Source organism: Haloarcula amylovorans, from assembly GCF_004681185.1.
In the GTDB taxonomy this organism is placed as follows: domain Archaea; phylum Halobacteriota; class Halobacteria; order Halobacteriales; family Haloarculaceae; genus Haloarcula; species Haloarcula amylovorans.
The window spans coordinates 462,774-485,250 of the sequence record NZ_SRIF01000001.1 but is presented as its reverse complement, the minus strand read 5'-3'; the positions used below and the strand labels follow the sequence as shown (position 1 = coordinate 485,250).

The 22,477-nt window shown below is 64.4% G+C and carries 31 protein-coding genes; 16 read left to right on the top strand and 15 right to left on the bottom strand.

What is annotated here, in order from left to right; translation table 11 throughout:
• Nucleotides 1–110: 110 nt before the first annotated feature.
• Together dnaJ and E4S61_RS02445 are read left to right on the top strand one after the other, a co-directional pair.
• Nucleotides 111–1,262 carry a molecular chaperone DnaJ gene (gene dnaJ / locus E4S61_RS02450; RefSeq protein ID WP_135302315.1) on the top strand — a complete coding sequence of 384 codons (1,152 nt, stop codon included), beginning with the start codon at nt 111–113 and terminating at the stop codon, nt 1,260–1,262.
• A gap of 54 nt (nt 1,263–1,316) precedes the next feature.
• Nucleotides 1,317–2,075 carry a hypothetical protein gene (locus E4S61_RS02445; protein ID WP_135302314.1) on the top strand — a complete coding sequence of 253 codons (759 nt, stop codon included), beginning with the start codon at nt 1,317–1,319 and terminating at the stop codon, nt 2,073–2,075.
• Here E4S61_RS02445 and E4S61_RS02440 read toward each other — a convergent pair.
• The 3 genes from E4S61_RS02440 to E4S61_RS02430 all read right to left on the bottom strand — a co-directional run bounded on the left by E4S61_RS02440 (nt 2,067) and on the right by E4S61_RS02430 (nt 3,970).
• Nucleotides 2,067–2,252: a DUF7333 family protein gene (locus tag E4S61_RS02440; RefSeq protein WP_135302313.1), complete on the bottom strand. Its 186-nt coding sequence runs from the start codon at nt 2,250–2,252 to the stop codon at nt 2,067–2,069. The genes E4S61_RS02445 and E4S61_RS02440 overlap by 9 nt on opposite strands.
• A gap of 46 nt (nt 2,253–2,298) precedes the next feature.
• Nucleotides 2,299–3,039, bottom strand: coding sequence for a hypothetical protein (locus E4S61_RS02435; RefSeq protein ID WP_135302312.1), 741 nt, complete (start codon nt 3,037–3,039; stop codon nt 2,299–2,301).
• Nucleotides 3,040–3,178: 139 nt separating this feature from the next.
• Complete coding sequence (locus E4S61_RS02430) at nt 3,179–3,970, bottom strand: aldo/keto reductase (RefSeq protein ID WP_135303261.1); 792 nt, start codon at nt 3,968–3,970, stop codon at nt 3,179–3,181.
• Nucleotides 3,971–4,116: 146 nt separating this feature from the next.
• Here E4S61_RS02430 and E4S61_RS02425 point away from each other — a divergent pair, with 146 nt between their 5' ends.
• Nucleotides 4,117–4,944: a halocyanin domain-containing protein gene (locus E4S61_RS02425; protein WP_135302311.1), complete on the top strand. Its 828-nt coding sequence runs from the start codon at nt 4,117–4,119 to the stop codon at nt 4,942–4,944.
• Between the two features lie 25 nt (nt 4,945–4,969).
• Here the strand turns inward: E4S61_RS02425 and E4S61_RS02420 are convergent, their stop codons facing one another.
• The gene (locus E4S61_RS02420; RefSeq protein WP_135302310.1) at nt 4,970–5,500 is read right to left on the bottom strand and encodes a type II toxin-antitoxin system RatA family toxin; all 531 of its coding nucleotides are present in this window, start codon (nt 5,498–5,500) and stop codon (nt 4,970–4,972) included.
• Nucleotides 5,501–5,638: 138 nt separating this feature from the next.
• On the opposite strand from E4S61_RS02420, the gene E4S61_RS02415 reads away from it, so the two are divergent.
• Both E4S61_RS02415 and E4S61_RS02410 read left to right on the top strand, forming a co-directional pair.
• A complete protein-coding gene (locus E4S61_RS02415) occupies nt 5,639–5,908 on the top strand; it encodes a MarR family transcriptional regulator (protein WP_135302309.1) in 270 nt (89 codons plus the stop codon).
• Nucleotides 5,909–5,998: 90 nt separating this feature from the next.
• Nucleotides 5,999–7,072, top strand: a complete 1,074-nt coding sequence (locus E4S61_RS02410; protein ID WP_135302308.1) for a tubulin/FtsZ family protein — start codon at nt 5,999–6,001, stop codon at nt 7,070–7,072.
• 205 nt (nt 7,073–7,277) lie between these two features.
• On the opposite strand, the gene E4S61_RS02405 is transcribed toward E4S61_RS02410, so the two are convergent.
• From E4S61_RS02405 to E4S61_RS02400, 3 genes are all read right to left on the bottom strand, one after another.
• A complete protein-coding gene (locus E4S61_RS02405; RefSeq protein ID WP_135302307.1) occupies nt 7,278–8,621 on the bottom strand; it encodes an alkaline phosphatase family protein in 1,344 nt (447 codons plus the stop codon).
• Between the two features lie 85 nt (nt 8,622–8,706).
• Nucleotides 8,707–8,832 (bottom strand): hypothetical protein, encoded by a 126-nt coding sequence (locus tag E4S61_RS26465; protein ID WP_280663207.1) that lies wholly within the window; start codon nt 8,830–8,832, stop codon nt 8,707–8,709.
• Between the two features lie 187 nt (nt 8,833–9,019).
• The gene (locus E4S61_RS02400; RefSeq protein ID WP_135302306.1) at nt 9,020–9,550 is read right to left on the bottom strand and encodes an inorganic diphosphatase; all 531 of its coding nucleotides are present in this window, start codon (nt 9,548–9,550) and stop codon (nt 9,020–9,022) included.
• Between the two features lie 289 nt (nt 9,551–9,839).
• Between E4S61_RS02400 and E4S61_RS02395 the strand changes: the two genes are divergently transcribed.
• Nucleotides 9,840–10,199 carry a PadR family transcriptional regulator gene (locus E4S61_RS02395; RefSeq protein WP_135302305.1) on the top strand — a complete coding sequence of 120 codons (360 nt, stop codon included), beginning with the start codon at nt 9,840–9,842 and terminating at the stop codon, nt 10,197–10,199.
• A gap of 21 nt (nt 10,200–10,220) precedes the next feature.
• On the opposite strand, the gene E4S61_RS02390 is transcribed toward E4S61_RS02395, so the two are convergent.
• From E4S61_RS02390 to E4S61_RS02380, 3 genes are all read right to left on the bottom strand, one after another.
• Entirely contained in the window at nt 10,221–10,775 is a 555-nt protein-coding gene (locus E4S61_RS02390; protein WP_135302304.1) for a DUF7108 family protein, read from the bottom strand.
• Nucleotides 10,768–11,361, bottom strand: a complete 594-nt coding sequence (gene rnhA, locus E4S61_RS02385; RefSeq protein ID WP_135302303.1) for a ribonuclease HI — start codon at nt 11,359–11,361, stop codon at nt 10,768–10,770. The genes E4S61_RS02390 and rnhA overlap by 8 nt, the downstream gene beginning before the upstream one ends.
• A 69-nt stretch (nt 11,362–11,430) precedes the next feature.
• Nucleotides 11,431–11,829, bottom strand: a complete 399-nt coding sequence (locus tag E4S61_RS02380) for a hypothetical protein (protein ID WP_135302302.1) — start codon at nt 11,827–11,829, stop codon at nt 11,431–11,433.
• A 101-nt stretch (nt 11,830–11,930) separates the two neighbouring features.
• Here E4S61_RS02380 and nreA point away from each other — a divergent pair, with 101 nt between their 5' ends.
• The 4 genes from nreA (at nt 11,931) to E4S61_RS02365 (ending at nt 13,971) form a co-directional block, all read left to right on the top strand.
• Nucleotides 11,931–13,226, top strand: a complete 1,296-nt coding sequence (nreA, locus tag E4S61_RS02375) for a DNA repair protein NreA (RefSeq protein ID WP_135302301.1) — start codon at nt 11,931–11,933, stop codon at nt 13,224–13,226.
• 48 nt (nt 13,227–13,274) lie between these two features.
• Nucleotides 13,275–13,454, top strand: a complete 180-nt coding sequence (locus tag E4S61_RS02370; RefSeq protein ID WP_135302300.1) for a hypothetical protein — start codon at nt 13,275–13,277, stop codon at nt 13,452–13,454.
• A gap of 69 nt (nt 13,455–13,523) precedes the next feature.
• On the top strand, nt 13,524–13,706 hold the full coding sequence (locus tag E4S61_RS25170; protein WP_167768366.1) for a hypothetical protein: 183 nt from the start codon (nt 13,524–13,526) through the stop codon (nt 13,704–13,706).
• Nucleotides 13,707–13,746: 40 nt separating this feature from the next.
• Entirely contained in the window at nt 13,747–13,971 is a 225-nt protein-coding gene (locus E4S61_RS02365) for a hypothetical protein (RefSeq protein WP_135302299.1), read from the top strand.
• Here the strand turns inward: E4S61_RS02365 and E4S61_RS02360 are convergent.
• Nucleotides 13,968–14,258 carry a DUF5789 family protein gene (locus E4S61_RS02360; RefSeq protein WP_135302298.1) on the bottom strand — a complete coding sequence of 97 codons (291 nt, stop codon included), beginning with the start codon at nt 14,256–14,258 and terminating at the stop codon, nt 13,968–13,970. The two genes, E4S61_RS02365 and E4S61_RS02360, sit on opposite strands and share 4 nt — an antisense overlap.
• A 125-nt stretch (nt 14,259–14,383) precedes the next feature.
• On the opposite strand from E4S61_RS02360, the gene E4S61_RS26460 reads away from it, so the two are divergent.
• The 4 genes from E4S61_RS26460 (at nt 14,384) to E4S61_RS02345 (ending at nt 17,120) form a co-directional block, all read left to right on the top strand.
• Nucleotides 14,384–14,518 (top strand): hypothetical protein, encoded by a 135-nt coding sequence (locus E4S61_RS26460; protein WP_280663200.1) that lies wholly within the window; start codon nt 14,384–14,386, stop codon nt 14,516–14,518.
• Nucleotides 14,519–14,560: 42 nt separating this feature from the next.
• Nucleotides 14,561–14,983, top strand: a complete 423-nt coding sequence (locus tag E4S61_RS02355; protein ID WP_135302297.1) for a cobalamin B12-binding domain-containing protein — start codon at nt 14,561–14,563, stop codon at nt 14,981–14,983.
• Entirely contained in the window at nt 14,980–16,023 is a 1,044-nt protein-coding gene (gene meaB / locus E4S61_RS02350) for a methylmalonyl Co-A mutase-associated GTPase MeaB (RefSeq protein ID WP_135302296.1), read from the top strand. The genes E4S61_RS02355 and meaB overlap by 4 nt, the downstream gene beginning before the upstream one ends.
• 155 nt (nt 16,024–16,178) lie before the next feature.
• The gene (locus E4S61_RS02345) at nt 16,179–17,120 is read left to right on the top strand and encodes an alpha/beta fold hydrolase (protein ID WP_135302295.1); all 942 of its coding nucleotides are present in this window, start codon (nt 16,179–16,181) and stop codon (nt 17,118–17,120) included.
• A gap of 20 nt (nt 17,121–17,140) precedes the next feature.
• Here E4S61_RS02345 and E4S61_RS02340 read toward each other — a convergent pair whose 3' ends face one another.
• From E4S61_RS02340 to E4S61_RS02330, 3 genes are all read right to left on the bottom strand, one after another.
• Entirely contained in the window at nt 17,141–17,527 is a 387-nt protein-coding gene (locus tag E4S61_RS02340) for a Zn-ribbon domain-containing OB-fold protein (RefSeq protein ID WP_135302294.1), read from the bottom strand.
• Complete coding sequence (locus E4S61_RS02335) at nt 17,524–18,690, bottom strand: thiolase domain-containing protein (RefSeq protein WP_135302293.1); 1,167 nt, start codon at nt 18,688–18,690, stop codon at nt 17,524–17,526. Before E4S61_RS02335 ends, E4S61_RS02340 begins: the two co-directional genes overlap by 4 nt.
• 167 nt (nt 18,691–18,857) lie before the next feature.
• A complete protein-coding gene (locus tag E4S61_RS02330; RefSeq protein WP_135302292.1) occupies nt 18,858–19,055 on the bottom strand; it encodes a DUF5800 family protein in 198 nt (65 codons plus the stop codon).
• Nucleotides 19,056–19,176: 121 nt separating this feature from the next.
• Between E4S61_RS02330 and E4S61_RS02325 the strand changes: the two genes are divergently transcribed.
• Together E4S61_RS02325 and E4S61_RS02320 are read left to right on the top strand one after the other, a co-directional pair.
• On the top strand, nt 19,177–20,358 hold the full coding sequence (locus E4S61_RS02325) for a polymer-forming cytoskeletal protein (protein WP_135302291.1): 1,182 nt from the start codon (nt 19,177–19,179) through the stop codon (nt 20,356–20,358).
• Between the two features lie 39 nt (nt 20,359–20,397).
• Nucleotides 20,398–21,576 (top strand): redox-regulated ATPase YchF, encoded by a 1,179-nt coding sequence (locus tag E4S61_RS02320; RefSeq protein ID WP_135302290.1) that lies wholly within the window; start codon nt 20,398–20,400, stop codon nt 21,574–21,576.
• A 28-nt stretch (nt 21,577–21,604) separates the two neighbouring features.
• Here E4S61_RS02320 and E4S61_RS02315 read toward each other — a convergent pair whose 3' ends face one another.
• Nucleotides 21,605–22,459, bottom strand: coding sequence for a UbiA family prenyltransferase (locus E4S61_RS02315; protein ID WP_135302289.1), 855 nt, complete (start codon nt 22,457–22,459; stop codon nt 21,605–21,607).
• Nucleotides 22,460–22,477: the final 18 nt, after the last annotated feature.

The window sequence follows — 22,477 nt, the reverse complement described above, 5'->3', positions numbered from 1 at the left end:
ATACGTTCTGTCTGTTCAGCTACCGAACAGAAGTTGTCGCTCGACTCGACGCCCCTTGTGCTAGACCCGTTCTTTTGAAGTGTCTCAATCGAGTATCGTACGCACAACGAATGAGCCAGGATTTCTACGAGGTACTGGGCGTCTCGCGGGACGCCTCCGAAGACGAGATTCAGCAGGCGTACCGCGAGAAGGCCCGGGAGTATCATCCCGACGTGAGCGACGACCCGAACGCCGAGGAGAAGTTCAAAAAGGCGAAGAAGGCCAAAGAAGTCCTGACCGACGACGAGAAACGGCAGATGTACGACCAGATGGGCCACGACCGCTTCGAGCAAGCCGAGAAGCGCGGTGGAGCGGGCGGCGGCGCTGGCGGTCGCGGCGGCATGGGCGGCGACCCCTTCGGCGGAGGCGGCGGCTTCGACATGCAGGACATCTTCGACCAGTTCTTCGGCGGCGGCGGACGCGGCGGTGGCGGCAACCGCCCGCGACAGGGCCAGGACCTCCAGACGCGACTGGAAATCGACCTCGAAGAGGCGTACAACGGCGCGACGAAGCAGCTGACCGTCACGCGGCCCGAGACGTGTGAAGACTGCGACGGGAAAGGCCACCCGCCGGAGGCCGACTCCCAGACCTGTCCGGAGTGTAACGGGCAGGGCCAGACGACCCGTGTCCAACAGACACCGATGGGTCGAGTCCAGCAGACCGCAACCTGTCGGCGTTGTGAGGGCGACGGCACGCTGTACGACGAGACCTGTTCGACCTGCGGCGGCAACGGCACCGTCCAGAACGAGGCGACGCTAGAAGTGGACGTCCCGGCCGGCATCGCCGACGGACAGACCCTCCGGATGGAACGTGAGGGAGCGCCGGGCGAGCGCGGCGGTCCCAACGGCGACTTACTCATTCAGGTCTCGGTGCGAAGCCACCCCGACTTCGAACGCGACGGCGACGACCTCTCACACCAGCACGCTATCTCGTTCCCGCAGGCCGTCTTCGGCGACACCATCACCGTCCCAACGCTCGACGGCGAGGTGGAGATGGACATCGACTCGGGGACCCAGAGCGGCGAAGTGTTCAGGTTAGAGGACAAGGGGATGCCTCGCCTGCGCCGCCGCGGCAACGGCGACCTCTACGTGCAAGTGCAGGTCGTCACGCCCGACAGCCTCAACAGCGAACAGCGAGAGGCGCTCGAAGCCTTCGCCGAGGCCGGCGGCGAGGAAGTCGATGTCGAAGAGGGCTTCTTCAAGAAACTGAAGAACTCGCTGTAAATCCGTCCCCTCGTTTCCGTCTCGCTTTTATCGGGCCGTTCCCAACCGCCGCGTATGCAGACACTCGCCGATCTCGTCGCGGACGCTCGCGGTCGCGACGGCGTCCTCTTCAGCGCACCCGAACGCACCGCACCGTACAGCTACGGTGACTTCTGTACGAACGTCTGGAAGGGCGGCAACCTCATGCGCCACTACGGTGTCCGCGAGGGCACCCGCGTCGCCGTCGTCGTCGGCCCGAAGAACCCTACGGACGCGGACGAACCGGGGTATCTTCGGGATGCGCCGGATGCCCTACTCGCGTTTCTCGCCGCCACGCTCGACGGCGCAGTCGTCGATATGGACCCCCCGGATGCGGTAGACGCGACGGCGCTGGTCGCGCCGGCCACGTGGCTGGAGTGCTACGAACTCGCGCCGGGGACGAAGGCGCTGTCCTACGGCGGGCCGATAGACGACCCGACCGTCGCGCAGTTCGAGCGCGAACTGTGGAGCGAGAATCCACTCGCCCCGCCGGCTGACGTCGGTCCCGAAGACGACGCACTCGCCGCCGAACGGACGTACACACACGGCGAGCTACTGGCCGCGAGCGAGCGCGTGGCCGCCGACGACGACATCGACGAGACGACGACGGTGGCGTTGCGTGCGCCAGTCACGACGGCCGGTGCGCTCGTCGCGGGTCTGCTCGCGCCGATGCGCGTCGGTGCGACGGTGTTGTTCGGCGGTGACGACGACGAGCCGGGCGACGTGGCGGTCGCTGGCGAGGGGAGAGCGGTTCCGGAAAAGCGCGTGATTCGAGCGAGCGACGTCTCAGTGTGAAGCGCGGTACTCACCGTGTTTGACGCCGAGTAAGAGCGTCACGACGCCGAACACGAGCAGTCCACCGAGTACCATCATCACCGTACTCGTCGTCATCGGACTCATGAACGTCCCGACGGCGAGCGCGCCGAACAGTACGACGAACGCCGCGGCCGTCTTTGTCGCGTCAAATTCCATACAGCCTCGAGTTAGGAGCCGACGGGCCTAAACGTTCGCTTCGCGGTCACTCCGTCGGGCGAACGAGGTCGGCGAGCGTGACCAGCGTTCCGAGAACCCAGCCAAGCGGGACCGAGATGGCGAGCCACATCACGACGTAGGCAGCCCCCTCCAGATCGAACGTCTCGGAGAACAGTTCGGCGAGACCGAGCGGGGCGAGCGCGTTATCGAGGAGCCATTGCGCGAGGGCGGTGCTGTTGGGGAGGACGATCGCCGCGAGCGTCTTCGAGAACAGCGCCGCGACGACCGGGGGCAAGAAGAGCGCGGTCATCGCGAACGGGTAGGCAAAGAGGATCGTCGTCCCGCGGCCGCCGACGCGACGAGCACCGACCGCCAGTGCGGCCGACACCGTCGCGACGCCGCCGGCGATGACGATAGCGAGGAAGCCGCCAGCCAGTAAGTCGAGTTGAAACCGCGCTACTGCGGCAAGTCCGCCCCAGACGATCAGAGAGAGGACGACGACGCCGAGAAGGCCCAACCGCGCGGCCGTGCCGCTGATGCGTCGCGTCTGGAAGCGAACGAACGCGCCCAGTAACACCAGCGGGTAGACGAACGCGATTATCGGGACTCCCAGCGCGGACCACAGTCGGTACAGCGCCATACCGGACTGAGAATCTGGTTGCCAGGTTCCCAATACAGTGTCGCTCGCGTCCCGCTGGCGCGGGTAGGCAATCTCCATCCACGTCTCGTGTAACCGCCTGAGGTCGATCTGGATACCCCTGACGACCCCATTGGTCCCGGTAGACATACCCGGCAGTTTCCCTTGCCGGGGGTTAAAGCTTCGACCCGGTTCTCGTTTCTGATAGAAATATTACCGTGAGTCTGCTCGGCGGTTCCGTCGCTCGAATCGGCGGTCGTCCCGACTGAGAGTCAGTCGATTCTCGTCGTTAGTTCCAGGCGTCAGGGGCCCAGTCCGGGTCGACGAGGCGAGTCGTCTGTTCGATGTCGTCGATGCGAGCGACGTCGTCCTCGGAGAGGTCGAACTCGACGCTCGCGAAGTTGTCCTCGATATGGTCGCGGCCGGTCGCCTTCGGGATGGCCGTGACGCCCTTCTCGCGGAGCCAGGCCAGACTGACCTGTGCCGCGCTGGCGTCGTGGTCGTCGGCGATGTCCGCGAGTACGTCGTTCTCGAACACCTCGCCGCGGGCGAGCGGCGAGTACGCGACGAGTTCGTAGTCGTGTTCGTCTGCGTGTGCGCGCAGTTCCTCCTGCTGGAGGTACGGATGCATCTCGACTTGGTTAGCGTACACGGGCGCGTCGAGGATATCCGTGGCCTCCTCGACTCGTTCTGGCGGGAAGTTAGAGAGTCCGACGTGATCTATCTTCCCGCGGGCGTGGAGTTCGTCGAACGCCGAGAGCGTCTCCTCGGCGTCGTATTCGCCAGCCGGCCAGTGGACGTACAACAGGTCGACCCTGTCGAGACCGAGGTCGTCGAGGCTCTCCTCGGCGCTGTCGAGGACGTCGTCGTGGGCGAGGTTCGAGTTCCGAACCTTCGTCGCGACGAAGAGGTCGTCACGGTCCACGTCGGCCGCGGCGAGTCCGTCGCCGACGGCGGCCTCGTTGCCGTACGCCTGTGCGGTGTCGACGTGGCGATACCCCATCTCCAGGGCCGTCTCGATGCTCTCGGCACATTCGTCGTGGTCGTCGTTTTGCCACGTTCCGAGTCCGAGCATCGGCATCCCGTTGCTGCGCGGGACGCGATCGGGAGTGGAGTCCAGTTGGGTCACATAGGGCGAAGGGGGTTGACTCGGATATGGGTTAGGAAAGCGGGAACCCCCGACTCGAAACCGACATATTCAGGACGGGGAGTCACCAAGGGCCGAGTATGACAGACGGTAGTGCGGACGTGTCTCGCCGGACCTTCTTGCGCACCGCCGCGGGAGCGACTGCTGTCTCGGCTGCGACCGGGGCCGCGGCCGCACAGGAGAACGGCACCAGCACAGGGACCGCGACCGGAACCGCAACGGGTACCAGCACGGGGACGCCGACCGGGACCGGAACCCCCTCTGGAACCGAGACCGGTACCGGGAGCGGCGGCAACGGTACCAGCGGCGGCAGTGGTAACGAGACGAGCGGTGGCAGCGGCAACGGCACCAGCGGTGGTGGCGGTGGCGGCGGCGGACCACCGGACTACGGCAACTGGTTCAGCAACGTCGATAACTTCAGCGACAGCACGACCGACGCGACGGGCAAGAGTTCGGCGACGGTCTCGGTCGGTGCTGAAGGCAATGGCGGGAACCTCGCCTTCGGCCCGCCCGCCATACACGTCGACAACGGCGCGACCGTGAAGTTCGAATGGACCGGGAAAGGCGGCGGCCACAACGTTGTCTCACAAGGAGAGGGGCCACTCGACTCGGGTAGCGCGACGTCCAGCGCCGGGGTCAACTACGAGTACACCTTCAAAGAAGACGGCATCTACAAGTACTATTGTAGCCCCCACCAGGGACAGGGCATGAAGGGCGCTATCGTCGTCGGTTCCGACTATCCGACCGCTAGCACCGGTGGCGAGGGCGGCAGCGAGAGCTCCCCGCAGGTACCGAGCAGCGCGAAGACCCTCGGCGTCGCTACCTCGTTCGTGATGGTCGCGACGCTCGGACTGGCGTACTTCTTCGTCCGGTACGGCGGCGACTACGAAGCACCGGACGGCGAGTAATCGGCGCGACTCCGCAGACGCCCACTCAGAGGGAGTCTGGGCCGGTACGGATGTTCAAGTCGACGTCGCGGCGCTGTCCCTCGATATCGGCGACGACTCGTTCGACGATACGAGTCGCTTCCTTGCGAACCAGCGGTTTGACCTTCTCGATGACCCAGCTCAGAGAGACGAATCTGGGCAGGTCTACGGCGCTCTCCGAGACCGAATCAGGGTCGAACTCGATGCGGAGGACGACTCGCGACGCCGACTCGACGCCGTCGGGCGCTTTCTCGGGCACCGATTCGACCTGCCAGTAGCCGTCGGCCTCGATGTCCTTGACGATGCGCCAGTCGATTCGTCTGGGTCGCTCGATATCGGTCACTTCCGAACGCGCGGTGTAGGTGAGCTTCCACCACGAGAACACGAGGTCGTATCTGGTCCCGGATGTGCCGTCGCCGGCCTGTGTCACCCGTTCGATGTACTCCGAATAGCGCGCGTATCCCGGGAAATCAAGGAGGAACTCGTACATCTCCTCGGGGGGCGCGTAGACGATCGTACTGACCTCCACTTCGTCCACGTCCCCTAGGCCGCGGGTTTCCGACGTAAACTTTCGGGCGGCACTCGCCGCACGACTGCGAAGGTTGCCGGAAGATTCTCGCTACGCATGAAATAGAACGGGAAATATTATTACGCTGTATCTGATAGGCAGGAGTAGATGAGTACATCCGACGTTCAACAGGTCGAAGCGGACGAGGAGGCGCCCGGCTGGGAAGCCGTTCGCGATCTCCCACCGAGCGCCAAACTCGTCGCGAAGGTCTTAGAGTACAACGAGACGCTGACCCAGAGCCAACTCGCCGAGGAGACGCTGTTGCCGCCGCGCACCGTTCGGTACGCGCTGAATCGCCTCGAAGAAGCCGGTGTCGTCGCCTCGCGCTTCTCGTTTGCCGACGCCCGCAAGCGCATCTACACGCTCCGTATCGAGTAAGCGGTCGCTGAAGTCCGATACTACATCCCACGTACTCAGTACGTGCGTATCAGGGCAACGTTGATTAGTTCCCCGACAAACTCGATGCATATGAAAGTCGTCCTGATTGGCGTCGGCCAAGCCGGGGGAAAGGTCACAGAGTCCCTCGCCGAATTCGACTACGACATGGGGTTCAATGCCGTACGCGGCGCGCTGGCAGTCAACAGCGCCGAAGCGGACCTCCAGAACCTCGGCATCGACACCACGCTCATCGGTCAAGACCGGGTGAAAGGCCACGGCGTCGGTGGTGACAACGAACTCGGCGCACAGATCATGCAGGAGAACGCCGTCGAGGTTCTCGACAGCCTCGACGGCCGCATCACTACCGAGGCCGAGGCCGTCGTCGTCGTGGCGGGTCTCGGCGGCGGCACCGGCTCCGGCGGCGCGCCGATGCTCGCCCGTGAACTCAACCGCATCTACGAGATGCCCGTCTACGTCCTCGGCATCCTCCCCGGCAAGGACGAGGGCGGTCTCTATCAGGCCAACGCCGGCCGCTCGCTCAAGACCGCCGCCCGCGAAGCCGACTCACTCCTCCTCGTCGATAACGACGCGTGGCGCGGCACCGGCGATAGCGTCGCCGACGGCTACAAGCGCGTCAACGACGCCATCTCTCAACGCGTTGGCCTGCTGCTCGCCTCCGGTGAAGCCGTCGAGGGCGTCGGCGAGAGCGTCGTCGACTCCTCGGAGATCATCAACACCCTCCGCGGCGGCGGCATCTCCTCCATCGGCTACGCCAGCGCCGAGGCCAGCGAGGACGCCAGCGAGAACGTCAACACCATCACGAGCGTCACACGAAAGGCCCTCCTGACCAGCATGAGCCTCCCCAACGCCGTCGAAGCCGAATCCGCGCTCCTCGTTATCGCCGGTGACCCCGAACGCATCTCCCGAAAAGGCGTCGAGCGCGCCCGCCGCTGGGTCGAAGACCAGACCGGCAGCATGGAGGTCCGCGGCGGCGACTTCCCGCTCGGCTCCGATAAACTCGCCGCGTTGGTCGTCCTCTCGGGCGTCGAGCGCTCCGAGCGCGTCGACCAGTTCATGGCACGAGCCAACGAGGCCGCGAAGTCACAGGGCAACTCCGTCGACCCCGACGAGTTCGCCAACGACGACCTGGACAGCTTGCTGTAATCCCACTTTTTACTGCACGGGGTTTCCTCGGTCGCCTGTGGCGACCTGTGGGAACCCCGTTTGCAAAAACTTGGGGAAAAACTTCCGAATGCTCGTTGCACTCGCGTTCGGCGAAACCGCGCCTCCGGCGCGGTATGCTCCTCTCGTCAGCCTGCCCTTCCCCGGGTCGTGGCACGGCGGCCACTCCCGGCCAGTGACGGCGTGGTCAGAGTAAGCTCGCGCCGTCGAAATCGGTGCGCTCGTAGTCGTGGTCGAGCAGGTCGAGGATGGTCGGCGCGATGTCGTAGAGGTCGGCGTCCTCGATGCGGGCGTCGGCGTCGTCGATGAGCAGGGTCGCGTTGTCGAAGGAGTGCATCCCGTTGCGCGGGCCGATGCCGAAGACGTCGTCACTACCCTTGAAGCCGGCCTTGAGGTCGAAGCCGTGGTTCGGAACGACGACGAGGTCCGGTGCAATGTCGTCGTGGTCGCCGCGGAATGCGTCCTCGCGGGTGACGACGCGGTCGGCGACTTTCCCGCCGTTCGGGCCTTCCAACGATTCGAGTTTCTCCTTGAGGTCGGCGCGCACCGACTCGTACTCGTCTTCAGGGACGCCGCCGTTCGGTTCGCGACCCTCTAAGTTGATGTAGAAGCGGCCGGGGATGAGCGAGTACGCCTTCGTGTCCTCGCCGATGTCGCCCAGTTCGGAGTGGTCGTCGTCCTCGTATTCGAGCCAGCCCTCCTGTTCGAGCCACTCGTTGAAGTGGACCTCGTGCTCCAGCGAGGTGAACCCGTGGTCCGAAGCGACGACCATCGTCACGTCGTCGCCGAGCTGATCGCGGAGCTTGCCGAGGTACTCGTCGACCTTCTTGTAGAAGTCGAAGAACTCCTGTTTGTACTCGCCGTCCTGTTCGTAGTGTTTGAACAGGAAGTGGTTGACCCGATCGGTGGTCATGAAGACGCCGAAAAAGAGGTCCCAGTCGTCCTGCTGAACGTAGTGGGAGAACGTCTCGTAGCGGCGTTCGAGCGTCTCGTGGGCGTCCTCGACGAACTCGGTCTTGTCCTCGTCGTGGCCGAGCTTGGCGTTGACGTCGATGCGGTAGTCGCTCTCTTCGAGGCGGTCACGCAGTTCGTCGGGGTAGGCCGCCTTGTCGACGCCGGGCGAGAGAAAACCCGAAACCATCCGCTGGACGTTGCGCTGGGGCGGGAACGTGACGGGGACGTTGAGCACCGTCGCGTCGCGGCCCTCGTCGGTAACTCGGTCCCAGAGACGGGTGGCCTGTACGTCCCGGCCCATCGGGACGTACGTGTCGTAGGAGCCGATCTCGCGGTCCTGAAAGCCGTAGACGCCGGTCTGTCCGGGATTGACGCCGGTCGTCAAGGAAGGCCAACACGCGCTCGACTCCGGCGGGACGATGCTGTCGATGGGGCCGGCGCTCCCCTCCTTCTTGAGGTCCGTGAGGTTCGGGAAGACGTCCGGATGCTCGTCGATGAGGCTGTACGGCACACCGTCGATGCCGAAGAAGGCGACGCGCGGCGCGTCGTCGCCTTTCAGACGGTCGAATAATCCCATGGGGTTCGGTAGGCCGGTCAGGAACAAGAAGCTTCTTTTCGTGGGACCGTCAGGGAAAGCGGCAAAGCATGCGACTGTGGCGTCGCTACGGGGAACGGTCGGCGTTCTCGGGGATGACAGTCAAGTGCGCGATTCCCGGCGGGCTCGGTGCCTCTCGCTCCGGTTCGGCCGTCGGTCCGTCCAGCGCGCCGTCGGATTGGTCAGTTGCCATCGTGTGTGGAGAGAAGGGGCGCGACGGGGAAAAGATTACCCATGCTCATACATAATCGGCAACGACTGCCGTTATTATTTGTGAACATACGCACCCGTCGAGCGGTGTCCACGGACGACACTGGTGGTGAGACGAACGCTGAAAACGGCATTCCGTTCGTCGGCGACCGAACGAGACGGCGTATCGCTCAGAAGTTCTCGTCGTAGAGTTCCTGTGCGTGTTCGATGGCGTCCATCGCGGCCTGTTTGTCCTCCCAGCCCTGCGTCTCGACTTCCTTGCCTTCCTCCAGGTTCTTATACGACGTGAAGAACTCGTCTATCTCGTCGAGCGTCTGCTGCGGGATGTCCGCCAGGTCCTCGATGTGGTCGTAGCGGGGGTCCTCGATGGGGACGGCGATGACCTTATCGTCCTGTTCACCGTCGTCGTCCATCTTCATCATGGCGACGGGACGGGCCTCGATGACACAGCCGGGGAACGTCTGGTCCTCGAGGAGAACGAGGACGTCGAAGGGGTCCCCGTCGTCGTAGTACGACTGGGGGATGAACCCGTAGTCCGAGGGGTAATGGACGTTCGAGTGGAGCACGCGGTCCAGCATGACGCCGGGGATGTCCTTGTCGTACTCGTACTTGTTGCGCTCGCCTTTGAGACACTCGACGACGGCGTAGATCTCTTCGGGCGGATTCGGTCCGGTCTCTAAGTCTTCCCAGAGATTCGTCATCGTCAGCGACTGTGACGCCGCATCAAAAATGGTTTTCGTAATGTCTCGCGCCGGGATAGGTCAAAAAGTATTTGTCCGACGGTACCCGAGCAATGACGACGGTAACCGCTGTCAGTAGTTGGTCGCTACCGAGGCATCATGCGGCGTCCCCGATGCGTTGGTACTTTCGAGAAGTAGCCGACGGAGAGACAGTGTCTAGTATCATATGTATTCTTGGCGTTTCCCGAGATAGCGACTGTCCGCGTCGTGGTTAACAAGTATTAAATAGCTCGGTGACATTTCTTCCACTATGTCAGAGGCACAATCCGTTACGGGCAGCCCAGGTATCGCAAAGGATCTCACGGCGTTCCAACAGAACATCCTCGTCATCCTCGCAGAGGAGCCGCGGTACGGTCTCGCTATTAAGCGAGAACTCGAAGCATACTACAGTGACGAGGTCAACCACGGCCGACTCTACCCGAACCTGGACGATCTGGTCGAGATGGGACTGGTCGAGAAGAGCGAACTCGACAAGCGAACGAACCAGTATTCGCTGACCGACAGCGGCAAAGAGGCGGTCCTCGACCAACTCGGCTGGGAGTTCTCGAAGTTCGTCACCGGCGGCGACCGCGCCAACGAACTCCACGACCTCGTCGACGACCAAGAGTAAGACGACCCGGCGTTCGACGGGTCAGCGCTCCGGAATCCGACCACCCGCTTTTTCGACGGTGAGCCGAACCGACTCGTCGAGCAGCGACTGCTGTTCGTCGGTCGGCCAGGCGTTCCGCGGGAAGTACTCCTCACGGAACTCCGCGAGTTCTTCTGGCGTCGCGTCCGCGATGGCTTTGCTGTAGTGGTTGCCCATGAAGTCCGCGAGCGCATCGGCTGTCGCGCCGTGAACGTCGCCGTGCTCGTCCTGGACTTCCTCGACGACTGTTCGATTTGCCGTCTCCACCTCGTCCCACTCGTCGGGGTCTTCCGGTCCGGAGAGTCGAATCTCGACGCCGCGGTCGGTGTCCTCGACTCGTTCCGGGCGGATGACGCCGTCGTCGACCCACTCAGCGGGGTGACAGACCAGCACCTCGCCGGTGTCTTCCTCGCGGATGCGAGCGGTGTAGTCGTGTTCGTCCAGCAGTGCGTCGCGGTCCTCGCGGTACGCGGCGGCGGCCTTCTCGTCGACCGCCTCGCGGGCCAGTTTCGTCAGTCGTTCGACCTCGTCGGTGGTGTCGTCTGGCAGGTCAGTCATCGAGTGCGTCGTTTGCCAGGTCGTCGGCGCGGCCGTTTATCTCCCGCGGAACGTGTTCTATCTGCCAGTCGTCGAAGCCCATGAGCAGTTCCCGAACCCGGACCCGCTGTTCACGCAGGTCGGGGTCATTGGTGTTCCACTCGCCGCGGACCTGCTTGACGATGAGTTCCGAGTCACCGCGGACGTGAATCTCGTCGAAGTCGTAGTCGGTGGCTACTTCTAGCACCTTGACGAGGGCGGCGTACTCCGCTTGGTTGTTCGTCGCCCGGCCGATGGTCTCGCCGCCTTCGGCGACGATTCCACTGTCGTCGACGAGAACGTAGCCGACGGCCGCGGGGCCAGGATTGCCCCGAGATGCGCCATCGAAGTAGGCGTGGACGCGCCCGCCGCTCTCCTCGCGCAAGAGGGCTTCCAGTCGCGCAGTGTTCTCACCCTGTACGACGACTTTCCCGTCGTAGGCGACGGCGGTCGCTCCCTCGTACTCCGCGCGCCAGCGCTCGTGGTCGGTATTTCCCTCCTCGACGCTGATACCCGCGTCGCTGAGTCTGTCGCGGGCGGCGCTCTCGTCGCACTCGATGACCGGCATTATCCGAGGAAGCCATGCCTGTCGGCAAAACCGTTGTGGTCCACCCGAGAAACGACGAGCGACGGGACTTCAGTTCTCGCTCGCGCGGTTGGAGATCCGCTGTGCGCCGGTCTGCCGTCCTTCCTCGCCGCCGATGACTCGTTCGAGGATAGCGGCTACACCGCCGACGACCATGACCACGCCGAGGACAAGCATGATCGTGAGGAACGGGTCGAAGGGAGCGAGCAGTAGGGGTGAGGCAGCTAGCAGGAGCCCGCAAACGAGGACCGTGACCGCCCCGAGCGGACTCGCCTGCTTGCCCGAGGCCGACCGATAGGCGGTGTGTGCGGCAGCGATAGCACCTAGCTGGCCCAAGATGAGGCTCGTGAGCGACTGTACGTACGGCACCGAGAACACCGCTGGGAGGAAGATGATGACGATTCCCGCGATGGTGGCTCCGAGTCCCGTCCACTTCGTGGTATCGACCATGATTTATATCACCTGTTGTTACTCAGCCCAAGTACGTAATAGTTATTCATGTGCACCGGCCGGGGACAGGTTCATACTCGGCAGGACCCAACGACGGATAGATGCACCTCGACGAGTTCATCGAGGGGTTCGAACGCGACGAGGCCGCCGAGAAACGCCGCCTCGCCGCGGAGAAGTCCTACGCCATCACCGACCATCTGGAGGACGTCGAGCGGCAGTTCGAGCAGGCGATGCAGGGCGACGCGCTCTTCGGCTCTACGTCGCCCGAGATCTTCGTCGGCCGGTCGGGGTATCCGAACGTCTCGACCGGACTCCTCTCGCCGGTGGACCGGGACGCGACGGCCGAGACGTTCGCCACGAGCAGCGACTGGTATGATGCTGGACTCGGCATCGAAGACGTGCTTCAGCGACGGACAGGGATGCTCAACTCCACCCGCCCGACCTCCGTCGACGCGGTGAGTACCGGGCGAACCCGAGGGAGCGACACCGGCGGTGCGTACGACGTCTGGAACGGGTTCGTCGGCGTCCAGCGGGAGGTCGCCATCGCCGACCACCCTGTCGACGTCGAGGTCGGTCTGGACGGCAAACCGGAACTCGACCTCGAATTCGACGACGTGGGAACACCCACCGGGCCGAGAGCGCACGCCACCGGGGCCGATCTCGCGGAGAACCCCCACGTTCCAAAGCCCGTCGAGAAGACGCTCTCGGACGACGACTGGCGCGCCGAGGGCGCGATGACGTACCTCTATCGCCGCGGCTTCGACGTCTACGACATCAACACAATCCTCTCGGCCGGCGCGCTCGGACAGGCCAACGAGCGGTCGCTCGTGCCGACTCGCTGGTCTATCACCGCCGTCGACGACACCGTCGGCCAGTACGTTCGCGGGACGCTACGAAACAGCGACACCATCGACAAGCCTGAACTCTGGTACAACGAGTACATGGGCAACCGCTACTGGGTCCTGCTCGCGCCCGGCCGCTGGGAGTTCGAACTCGTCGAGATGAAAGCCCCTCAGAGCGTCTGGAACCCGCGTCCCGAGACGGGCTACTATCTCGCCAGCGCCCACGAGGGATACGAGGGCCGCACGCAGTACGTCGAGGAGACTGCGGGCGCATACTACGCTGCGCGACTCGGCGTCCTCGAACACCTCGCAGAACGGGGCCGACAGGCGAAGTGTCTGGTCCTCCGGGAGATAACCGACGAGTACTGGGCCCCCGTCGGCGTCTGGCAGGTCCGCGAGGGCGTGCGAAACGCCTTCGACGGCGAACCGGGCGTCGGCCAGACGTTCCGCGAGACGCTCTCGGCCGTCTCCGACCAGCTGCCGGTGAGCGTCGGCGCGCTCCGCCGCAAGTCGGAACTCGTCGCGGGACTCCAGTCCCAGCTCTCCGATTTCTGAATTGTTCGGCGGGAAACTGTTAAGCTGCCATCCCCGCTACCCTGCCGTATGGTCCCCCTCCTCCTGTTTCCCGGCATTCCGGGCGGCGTGGAACTGCTAGTCATACTCATCATGATGGCGATGTTCGGAGTGGTTCCGCTCGTACTCATCACCGCCGCGTACCTGTTTGGAAAGCGACGCGGTCGGGCCGAGACGACGGACGGCGACGGGACGAAGCGTGTCGAATAAGAGACAGAGAAACGGTGTCTCACGCCCTGTGGGGTCCGAATCGACTGGTTTAACCGTCGGAGTCCGTGTGTGTCTAGTGTGTCCCCCACGCCAGCAGATACGGCCCGGGCAGAGGAGTTGACGAGTCGCGCGTACCGCATCACCGTCGATGAGGGCCGCGATTCCTTCGACGCACTGAGCATCGAGTCCGCCGAACGAGAGGGGGCGTGGCTCATCTCCGATACTGTCCGTTCGCTGGAAGCGATGCGATAGTCGCAAAAACGGTTTGAGCGTTCCCGTCTAATCCCGTTCCATGTATCCACTCTTACAGTCCATCGGTGCCGGTGGACTCGTCGTCGTCGCCCTCCTCCTCGTGGCGATGGTGATTCCCGTTCTCATCGCGCTCGGTGTCGCCCTGTGGCTGACCCGCGATGAGTGGGGCGACCGCAAGGATTTCGATGGGTTCGACACCGACGAGTCAAGAGACGACACAGAGACGGCGGTAGAAGAGCCGGAATCCGCGAACGAGACGCCTTAGCTTTCGGTCGGAACGGGTCCCTCACTGATGACGCCCCGCACTGCCTCGGTGAACTCGTGTCGGTCCGAGAAGTACGTCTCATTGATGTCGACCATGATTTCGGAGAGTTGCTGCGGGCCGTCGGGCGTTCGGACGACGGAGTCGCCCTCCCGTTCGACGATCGTGCTGTGTTCGATGCCCCAGGTGAGTCGCGCCGTGATGCGGGACAGCGGTGCTCCCTCGACATCCGGTCCCTCGCCGAGTTCGACGGCTGGTGCATCCTCTTCTTCGCTCTCGTCGTCGCTCATATCGGAACTGTCCGCACCTGCCCGATTAGTGCTTTCGGAATGCGAGCGGTCGCTACTTGCTGTCCAGCGCACCGAATCCACTCCCGATACCGAACCACTATGGGCCACGCGAACGAGGACCACGTATGCCGCGCACGCTCGACCGGTTCGACCATCCGGCATGGATGACTGCCGCCGGAACGCTCGCCGGGTACGGACTCGTCATCGGGTTTCTGTTCCTCTTGTTGTTCGTCATCCCGTTTCTGCTGTTCACAATCTGAGGCGGGGCAAGAGTCAAACCGCATGCGGTGGTAACTCTTGGCATGAGTGTCGAGCAGGAGCAGGCCGAGCGGACCATCAGATGTCTGGTCGCTAAGGTCGGACTCGACGGCCACGACCGCGGAGCGCACGTCATCGCCCGTGCGCTCCGTGACGCCGGATTCGAAGTCATCTACTCGGGCCTGCACCGCGCCCCGGAAGAAGTCGTGCAGGCCGCCGTCCAGGAGGACGTCGACGTCGTCGGCATCTCCATCCTCTCGGGCGCGCACAACACGCTGGTCCCGAAAATTCTCGACGGCCTGCGCGAGTACGACGCCTTCGACGACCGACTCGTCCTCGTCGGCGGCATCGTCCCCGACGATGACAAAGACGAGCTCCGCGAACAGGGCGTCGACGAGATCTTCGGCCCCGGTGCATCGATGGACGAGATGATAGCGTACATCCGCGAACACGCTCCCGAACGATGACGGACCTCGTCGAGGCGTTGCTCGCGGGCAAGCACAGCGCGCTGGCCCGCGTCATCACGAAGATAGAGAACCGCTCGCCGGGCTACCGCGAAATCGTCTCAGACCTCTATCGACACACCGGCCACGCCGACGTAATCGGCGTCACTGGTAGTCCCGGGGCCGGGAAGTCCACGCTCGTGGACAAGGTGGCCGCGGCGTACCGCGACCGAGGGCTGACCGTCGGCGTCATCGCCATCGATCCGTCCTCGCCTTTCTCCGGCGGGGCGGTGCTCGGCGACCGCATCCGCATGGCATCGAACGCCGGCGACATGGACGTCTTCTTCCGATCGATGTCCGCCCGCGGGTCGCTGGGCGGCCTCTCGACGGCGACGACGGACGCCGTCACCGCACTGGACGCGTTCGGCAAGGACGTGGTAATCGTCGAAACCGTCGGCGCGGGACAGAACGAAGTGGACATCGTCCGCACCGCCGATACTGTCGCCGTCCTCGTCCCGCCCGGCAGCGGCGACGACGTGCAGATGCTGAAAGCAGGCATCTTGGAGATCGGCGATATCTTCGTCGTCAACAAGGCCGACTTAGACGGGGCTGACCGCACCGTCCAGCAGTTGCGCGAGATGCTCCAGAACAGCGGGAGACGGAGAGGGGCAGGCCACCACGGGCCGCAGGATAGCCAGCAGAGCGACGACCTGGGTGCCGACGCGAGCGACGAGCGCGAGAGGTGGTCGCCCCCCATCGTAGAGACGGTAGCGAACCGCGGCGAGGGCGTCGAATCGTTCATCGAAGTGCTGTCGGACCACGGCGACTTCCTCGACCGGACGGGTAAACGCGAACGGCAGACCCGACAGCGGGTCGCTGCGGAGATTCAGACACTACTCAGAGAGGATGTCAACGGGATGATAGCGGACGAACTCGACCGCCACGGGGGCATCGATGGGTACGTCGATTCGGTCGTGGCCCGCGAAACCGACCCCTATACGGTCGTCGACGAGGTACTCGAACCGCTTCGAGCGTATCTGGACGATACTGAGAAAACCCCGTGAGGGGCTTGGGAAACCACGCAGATGACGCGAAGCGCCACGCGCGGCACCCAACAGTCGACTGTTCGTTCTTGTAAGGGCTTCGCATCGTTTGAGACGAACGTTTCTGGACGTTCTCTCCCGTACGTATAAACAGGGGTCGGCCCGTACACCCATGCATGAAGCTTCGAAAGGCACTCGGAGTCGCCGTCGGCGCGGTCGGGACGACGGCAGTCGTCAATCGCGTACTCAAGTCGCGTGCCGACGAGTTCGAACCGCTACTGTCTGGTGACCAGCGGACGTACCGCTGGCGCGGGTTCGACATCGCCTACACGGAAGCGGGCGACCCCGAGAACCCGGACCTCGTCCTCCTCCACGGTATCAACGCCGCTGCCTCCAGCCACGAGTTCGACGAGATCTTCGAGCAGTTGGCCGAGGACTACCACGTCCTCGCACCGGATCTACCCGGGTTTGGTCATTCCGACCGGCCGCCGCTGCTGTACTCGGCGTCGCTGTTGACCACGTTCGTTCGCGATTTTCTCGCCGACGAGAGCGAGGACGCGACGGTTGTCGCCTCGTCGCTGACCGCCTCGTACGCCGCGATCGCCGCCAGCGAAGTCGAGGTGGCCGAACTCGTTCTCGTCTGTCCGACTGACTCCTCGATGGGCGATCAGAACGTCTGGCTCCGCTCGCTGCTCCGCGCGCCCTTCGTCGGACAGACCATCTTCAACCTGATCGTCTCGAAGCCGTCCATGCGGCACTTCCACACGGACCACGGCTACTACGACATGGACAACCTCACCGACAAAATTCTCGACTACGAGTGGCAGACCGGCCACCAGCAGGGCGCTCGCTTTGCGCCCGCCTCCTTCGTCTCCGGCTTTCTCGATCCACAGGAGGACCTCGGCGAGGTGCTCGCCGACCTCGACGTACCGATCACGATGGTCTGGGGCGAGGATGCCGACATCTCGCCGCTCTCAGCGGGCCGGGAACTCGCCGACCGAGCGGACGCGACGCTCGTCGTCTTCAGCGATTCCCAACTCCTGCCCCACGTCGAACACCCCGACGAGTTCGTCGACGTCGTCCGGGGTGAGACGGCAGCGGCCGAAATAGAGGAGTAGCGAAAGCGCCGGTACCGCGATTATCGCGGTCGGAACACGACGGCCCGGTCCCCGGTTGTCTCGCGCTCGCCGACTTCGACGCCGACCACGTCGCCGATAGCCACTTCCTCGGGGTCCACGCCACGGACGAGCCCCGTCACCGAGACCGGCCCGAAGTCCGCGATGGCGGTCACGTAGGGCGCGTCGTCCTCGAACTGTGGCGTTGGCACGGTAATAGTCGTATGCGAGGCAATCTCGCCGCTGTCGGGGAGCGATTTCTCACTCAAGTCGCGGGAGCTACACACGGGACAGACTCGCCTCGGCGGCAGCCACCCGTGACCGTTCTCGCATTCGAGGTAATGACCCTCGCCGTTTTCGATGGCATTCAGCCATGCGTCGTACGCGCCGTCGGGAGCTTTTTCCGTCATTCTCGCACCTCCAAGACGTGAACAGTCGTAGATGCGACGGTGCCGCCGGCGTTGTGGGCGACGCCGACGGTGCCGTCGGGGACGGCGTCGGCGCGGGGATGCGAGCCGTCTAAGACCCACGCGATGGTCGCCAGCTGCGCGACACCGGTCGCGCCGACGGGGTGGCCCTTCGCCTTCAGGCCACCCGAGAGGTTGATTGGCAACTCTCCGTGGCGGTCCGTCTCCCCGTTCGTCGCGGCGTGGATGCCTTCGCCGCGGTCGTAGAAGCCGAGCGACTCGATAGCCAGTACCTCGGCGATGGTGAAGCAATCGTGGACCTCCGCGAAGTCCACGTCGTCGGGACCGATGCCCGCGTCGCTGTAAGCCTCGTCTGCGGCCTTATCCGCGGCGGGGGTCTGTGCGAGATGCGGGCGGTCCTGCAGTGCAAGGTTGTCTCCGCCCTGTCCGGTCCCCGTGACCGCGACCGGAGCGTCCAGGCCGTGCTCCTCGGCGTACTCGGCCGTCGTCAATACTGCTGCGGCCGCGCCGTCCGTGATGGGACAGGAGTCGTACAGCCCGAGCGGGCTAGCGATCGTCGGCGCGTCGACGGCCTCCTCGACGGTGATCTCCTTTTGAATCTGGGCGTGTTCGTTGACCAGCGCGTGCTCGTGGTTCTTCACCGCGATGTGGGCGAGGTCCTCGTGTTCGCCGCCGTACTGTTCGAAGTACGACCGCGCCATGAGTGCGTACGCACCGGGGAACGTCATCCCGGCGCGGATCTCGTAGAGGTCGTCAGCGGCGATGGCCAGCGCGTCCGTCGCCGCGGCGGTGCCGATGTTGGTCATCCGTTCGGCCCCGCCGACGACGGCGACGTCTTGCTCACCGTTGCGGAGGTTCTTGACGGCCTCCCGTATCGCGGCCCCAGCGGAAGCACAGGCGGCCTCCAGACGGGTCGCCGGAACGTCCAGTCCGATGGCCTCGGCCATCAGCGGTCCCTGATGGCCCTGATGCTCGGCAAGTTCGCCCATGAAGTTCCCGTAGTAGAGTGCATCGACGTCGTCGGGATCGACGCCCGACGCGTCCAGCGCCTCCAACCCTGCCTCCGCGAAGAGATCACGACCGGTCCGCTCGGGGTGCTTCCCGAAGGAGGTGACACCGGCCCCTGCGACACGTGGGTCTGACATTACCTCACAGTGAGGCTCTGGGTACTTAAATGCCTACCGGCAGTGTGAGTTTTTGCCACGATTTTTCGGGCTGAGGACCGCAAGACGGCGGCGGTTTTGTCTATCTTCGTTACTTTTCCTTCGAGAGAATATTATTCCTTCGTGAGAACCGACCGAGGACGCGGTAGTCACTCGACGATCTCGGCGATGCGCTGTGGCTCTCCGGAGAGCGCCGGGTCGGGTTCGACAATCTGAAGGACTTCGTGGTCGGTCACATCGGGGTAGGACTTCTGTGTCGCGTCCTCGATGAGTTCTTTCTCCAGTCGGAACTCGGTTCCGTCGTAGACGACGTCGACACCCTGCTCGTCGAACGAGAGAACAGTCATATCTGACGTAGGGGGGAGACGAATAAAAGTGTAGTCTCTCAGCATCCTGCGTCAGACGTGCGGCAGACGCACGTCGTGCGCTGCCTCAGGGTTTAAGAGCGTCGGTACCACTATATGGCCTGTGCCACTCGGCTCTGACCCGCTCTCGGAACTCGCCATCCCCGACGGCACCACCGTCGAGGAACACGACCTCGTCACGGACGGCGACGTCATCATCGGCGGGCAGAGCACAATCGAATTCGGCGTTCGCGGCCGCTCGGTCATCGCCGACGAACGCGTGCGCTTCGGCGGTCATATCGAGGCCGAGGGCGACTGCCGCCTCGACATGTGGTGTGACGTCGAGGACAACGTCCTCGTCGGTGAGGACGCCTACATCGGTGAACGCGTCCACATCGGCGGGGAGTTGCGCGTCGCCGGCGACCTCGATATCGGCGACGACGTCGACATCGAGAACGGCTTCGAGGCCAACGGCTGGATCGTCATCCGCAACCCGATGCCGACCATCGTCTTCCTGTTCGTCTACCTCTCGCAGCTGCTCCGCATCGGCGAGGACGACGCGGCGGCGGACCTCGTAAACGAGATGCTCGGCGAAGACGACGACCAGAAGCCGATACTCGTCCCGCGGGGAGCCAGCGTCTCCGACGACGCGTGGCGTGTCTCGACGCCCGCGACCATCGGCGACGACTGCCGCCTCCACGGCAACATCCGTGCCGAGTCGCTGGAAGTCGGCCGTGACAACGTGATCTTCGGCAGTTTGCGCGGCCGCGAAGACGTAATCGTCGGCAAGGGGACCGAGATCAAAGGCGACGTGACGACCCGCAACGGCGACGTCCGCGTCGGTCCCGGGGCGAAGATCTGGGGCGACATCTCCGCGTCGACGGTCGAGCTCCACGAGAACGCCACCGTCGACGGGAAGATTCGCGCCCGCGACGGGATGCGGATGCACACCAACGAGGTGCTCTCCCGGCCGGACGAGTCCGCCGCCGCGATGGCCGAGATGGCCGAGGAACTCGAAGCGGCCGACAAGGGGGCGGCAGACGACAGCGAGGGAGACGACGATGCCGCGACGGACGAAAGCGAGACGGTGACCGACGAAGAAAGCGCGGACGCTTCGGCCACAGACGACTCAGAGGAGACCACCTCGACCGCGCCGGAGGAGTCGTCCGACGAGGAGACGACCGCGACCGACACGCCCGACGCGACGGAGACACAGACGGCAAACGACGAGGAGGCAACAGCGGGAACTGCGGCCGATGACGATTCGGACGGGGACGACACCGAAGAGACCGCGCAAGCGGAGTAGACCGAAATCCCCTTCCCGACGAGTGCGGTAGCCGGTGGCATGCTCTCTATCGCACTCGCCGGCAAGCCAAACGCCGGGAAGTCTACCTTCTACAAGGCGGCGACGATGGCCGACGTGGACGTGGGCAACTACCCATTTACGACCATCGACGCCAACCGCGGTGTCAGTCACGTCCGCACTGACTGTCCCTGTCTCGACCGCGAGGAGCGCTGCGGCGACGACAACTGTCACGACGGCAAGCGCTACGTCCCCGTCGAGCTCATCGACGTGGCTGGTCTCGTCCCGGGTGCCCACGAGGGGCGGGGGCTGGGCAACCAGTTCTTGGACGAACTCACTAACGCTGACGTCATCTTGAACGTCGTCGACGCCTCGGGCGGGACCGACGAGGAGGGCGAACCGGTCGAAGTCGGCGAACACGACCCGGTCGAGGACGTGCACTTCGTCGAGGAGGAGATGGACCTCTGGCTCGCGAGCATCGTCTCCCGCAACTGGGAGTCCGTCGAGCGACAGTCTCGCTCGCCCGATTTCGACTTAGACGAGGCGCTCGTGGATATGCTGACCGGCGTCGGCGCGACAGAACTTGACGTTGCTCGCACGCTGCGCGACCTCGACTACCCCGATGACCCCATCGCGTGGACCGACGACCACCGCGAGGCGCTGGCCCGCGAGATTCGCCGCCGAACGAAACCCATCGTCGTCGTCGCCAACAAGGCCGATATCGCGCCCGAGGGCAACGTCGAACGACTCCGCGAGGCCGCCGAGAGAGTAGTCCCCGCCACCGCCGACGGCGAGTTGGCGCTACGGAAGGCCGCGGAGGCGGGCGTGGTCGGCTACGACCCCGGTGACCCGGATTTCGAAATCGTCGGGGACCTGAGCGACCAGCAACGCGAGGGTCTAGAACGCATCCGCGAGGTGATGGCCGAGTACGGCGGCACCGGCGTCCAGCAGTCGATGGACACCGCCGTCTACGATCTGCTGGACCATATCACGGCGTACCCGGTCCAGAACGACACAAAGTGGACTGACGGCCAGGGGAACGTCCTCCCCGACGCGTTCCTCCTGCCGCGCAGCTCGACGCCGAAAGACCTCGCCTACGCCGTCCACTCGGACATCGGCGACGGCTACATCCACGCCGTCGACGCCCGCAAGGGGATGCGAATCAGTGACGAGGAGGAACTCGAAGAAGGGTCAGTTATCAAGATAGTCAGCGACAACTGAGCGCGACAGGGTCGCGGTCACTCGCCGTTCACGCCAGCGGTCGGAACCACACCGCCGCGACCAGTACGGCCAAAAAGAGGTACGAGCCTCGAATCAACAGCATCGTCGCCAGTTCCGACTCGGCGCGTTGGGCGATGGCGGCGACGACGCCGAAGACAAGGGCCGCACCGGCGGCGCTCGGCGGGATTCCGGGAAGTACGACCGCGAGGCCGACGACGCCGACCATCGCCGCCACCAATAGGGCGAGGGCGAATCGCCTGGCCCGCGCCGGTCCCAGTACGACGGCGACGGTGCGTTTCTGGATGGAGCGGTCGTAGTCGTAGTCCTTCTCGTCGTCGATTACCTTGATACCTGTGAGCAGGCAGAGGAAGACGACGGCCAGCCCTACGACGCGGGGACTGAGCGCTGTCGCCTGTGCGTAGTAGCCGCCGAGGAGTGCGAGGGCGATACCGGCGGGGTAGCCCATCGTCGCCCCGACGGGGTTGAGGTCCAGTTGGGGGGCGTGCGCGTAGCCGATGACCCACGTCGGTAGCGTCAACAGAGCCGCGCCGAGTCCGGCGAGGAGCCACAATCCCACTGTACAGCACGCGAACCCGATACCAGCGGTGACGAGGGCGGCCCGACAGCCACCGACGGTCAGCGGGTGGTCGTCGTCCTCGCCGCGGACGTGGAAGTCTACGTAGCCGTCCTTGACGTGAGCGGTGTAGACGGCGAAAAACATCGCGGTGACGTGGAATGCCGCGACGGAAAGTGAGACCTCGCCAGCGAGAAGCGCCCCGAATAGCGACGTGGCCAGCGGTGGGAGCATGAACACCGGATGGACCTGCGAGACCAGTGCCCGCCCCGCGGCGAGCGGTCCCGATTCGTGCCGGGCAACTGCCATACGGTATCGTGGGTCGCA

Excerpts from the sequence above, each read along its gene's own strand:
- E4S61_RS02345 (WP_135302295.1), top strand. The coding sequence starts at position 16,179 with ATGAAGCTTCGAAAGGCACTCGGAGTCGCCGTCGGCGCGGTCGGGACG.
- E4S61_RS02335 (WP_135302293.1), bottom strand. The coding sequence starts at position 18,690 with ATGTCAGACCCACGTGTCGCAGGGGCCGGTGTCACCTCCTTCGGGAAG.
- E4S61_RS02415 (WP_135302309.1), top strand. The coding sequence starts at position 5,639 with ATGAGTACATCCGACGTTCAACAGGTCGAAGCGGACGAGGAGGCGCCC.
- E4S61_RS02425 (WP_135302311.1), top strand. The coding sequence starts at position 4,117 with ATGACAGACGGTAGTGCGGACGTGTCTCGCCGGACCTTCTTGCGCACC.
- E4S61_RS02365 (WP_135302299.1), top strand. The coding sequence starts at position 13,747 with ATGTATCCACTCTTACAGTCCATCGGTGCCGGTGGACTCGTCGTCGTC.
- E4S61_RS02380 (WP_135302302.1), bottom strand. The coding sequence starts at position 11,829 with ATGGTCGATACCACGAAGTGGACGGGACTCGGAGCCACCATCGCGGGA.
- E4S61_RS02405 (WP_135302307.1), bottom strand. The coding sequence starts at position 8,621 with ATGGGATTATTCGACCGTCTGAAAGGCGACGACGCGCCGCGCGTCGCC.
- E4S61_RS02400 (WP_135302306.1), bottom strand. The coding sequence starts at position 9,550 with ATGACGAATCTCTGGGAAGACTTAGAGACCGGACCGAATCCGCCCGAA.
- E4S61_RS02445 (WP_135302314.1), top strand. The coding sequence starts at position 1,317 with ATGCAGACACTCGCCGATCTCGTCGCGGACGCTCGCGGTCGCGACGGC.
- E4S61_RS02440 (WP_135302313.1), bottom strand. The coding sequence starts at position 2,252 with ATGGAATTTGACGCGACAAAGACGGCCGCGGCGTTCGTCGTACTGTTC.
- E4S61_RS02330 (WP_135302292.1), bottom strand. The coding sequence starts at position 19,055 with ATGACTGTTCTCTCGTTCGACGAGCAGGGTGTCGACGTCGTCTACGAC.
- E4S61_RS02410 (WP_135302308.1), top strand. The coding sequence starts at position 5,999 with ATGAAAGTCGTCCTGATTGGCGTCGGCCAAGCCGGGGGAAAGGTCACA.
- E4S61_RS02370 (WP_135302300.1), top strand. The coding sequence starts at position 13,275 with ATGGTCCCCCTCCTCCTGTTTCCCGGCATTCCGGGCGGCGTGGAACTG.
- E4S61_RS02315 (WP_135302289.1), bottom strand. The coding sequence starts at position 22,459 with ATGGCAGTTGCCCGGCACGAATCGGGACCGCTCGCCGCGGGGCGGGCA.
- E4S61_RS02360 (WP_135302298.1), bottom strand. The coding sequence starts at position 14,258 with ATGAGCGACGACGAGAGCGAAGAAGAGGATGCACCAGCCGTCGAACTC.
- E4S61_RS02430 (WP_135303261.1), bottom strand. The coding sequence starts at position 3,970 with ATGCCGATGCTCGGACTCGGAACGTGGCAAAACGACGACCACGACGAA.
- E4S61_RS02340 (WP_135302294.1), bottom strand. The coding sequence starts at position 17,527 with ATGACGGAAAAAGCTCCCGACGGCGCGTACGACGCATGGCTGAATGCC.
- E4S61_RS02395 (WP_135302305.1), top strand. The coding sequence starts at position 9,840 with ATGTCAGAGGCACAATCCGTTACGGGCAGCCCAGGTATCGCAAAGGAT.
- nreA (WP_135302301.1), top strand. The coding sequence starts at position 11,931 with ATGCACCTCGACGAGTTCATCGAGGGGTTCGAACGCGACGAGGCCGCC.
- meaB (WP_135302296.1), top strand. The coding sequence starts at position 14,980 with ATGACGGACCTCGTCGAGGCGTTGCTCGCGGGCAAGCACAGCGCGCTG.
- E4S61_RS26465 (WP_280663207.1), bottom strand. The coding sequence starts at position 8,832 with ATGGCAACTGACCAATCCGACGGCGCGCTGGACGGACCGACGGCCGAA.
- E4S61_RS02320 (WP_135302290.1), top strand. The coding sequence starts at position 20,398 with ATGCTCTCTATCGCACTCGCCGGCAAGCCAAACGCCGGGAAGTCTACC.
- E4S61_RS02435 (WP_135302312.1), bottom strand. The coding sequence starts at position 3,039 with ATGTCTACCGGGACCAATGGGGTCGTCAGGGGTATCCAGATCGACCTC.
- dnaJ (WP_135302315.1), top strand. The coding sequence starts at position 111 with ATGAGCCAGGATTTCTACGAGGTACTGGGCGTCTCGCGGGACGCCTCC.
- E4S61_RS02355 (WP_135302297.1), top strand. The coding sequence starts at position 14,561 with ATGAGTGTCGAGCAGGAGCAGGCCGAGCGGACCATCAGATGTCTGGTC.
- E4S61_RS26460 (WP_280663200.1), top strand. The coding sequence starts at position 14,384 with ATGCCGCGCACGCTCGACCGGTTCGACCATCCGGCATGGATGACTGCC.
- rnhA (WP_135302303.1), bottom strand. The coding sequence starts at position 11,361 with ATGCCGGTCATCGAGTGCGACGAGAGCGCCGCCCGCGACAGACTCAGC.
- E4S61_RS02390 (WP_135302304.1), bottom strand. The coding sequence starts at position 10,775 with ATGACTGACCTGCCAGACGACACCACCGACGAGGTCGAACGACTGACG.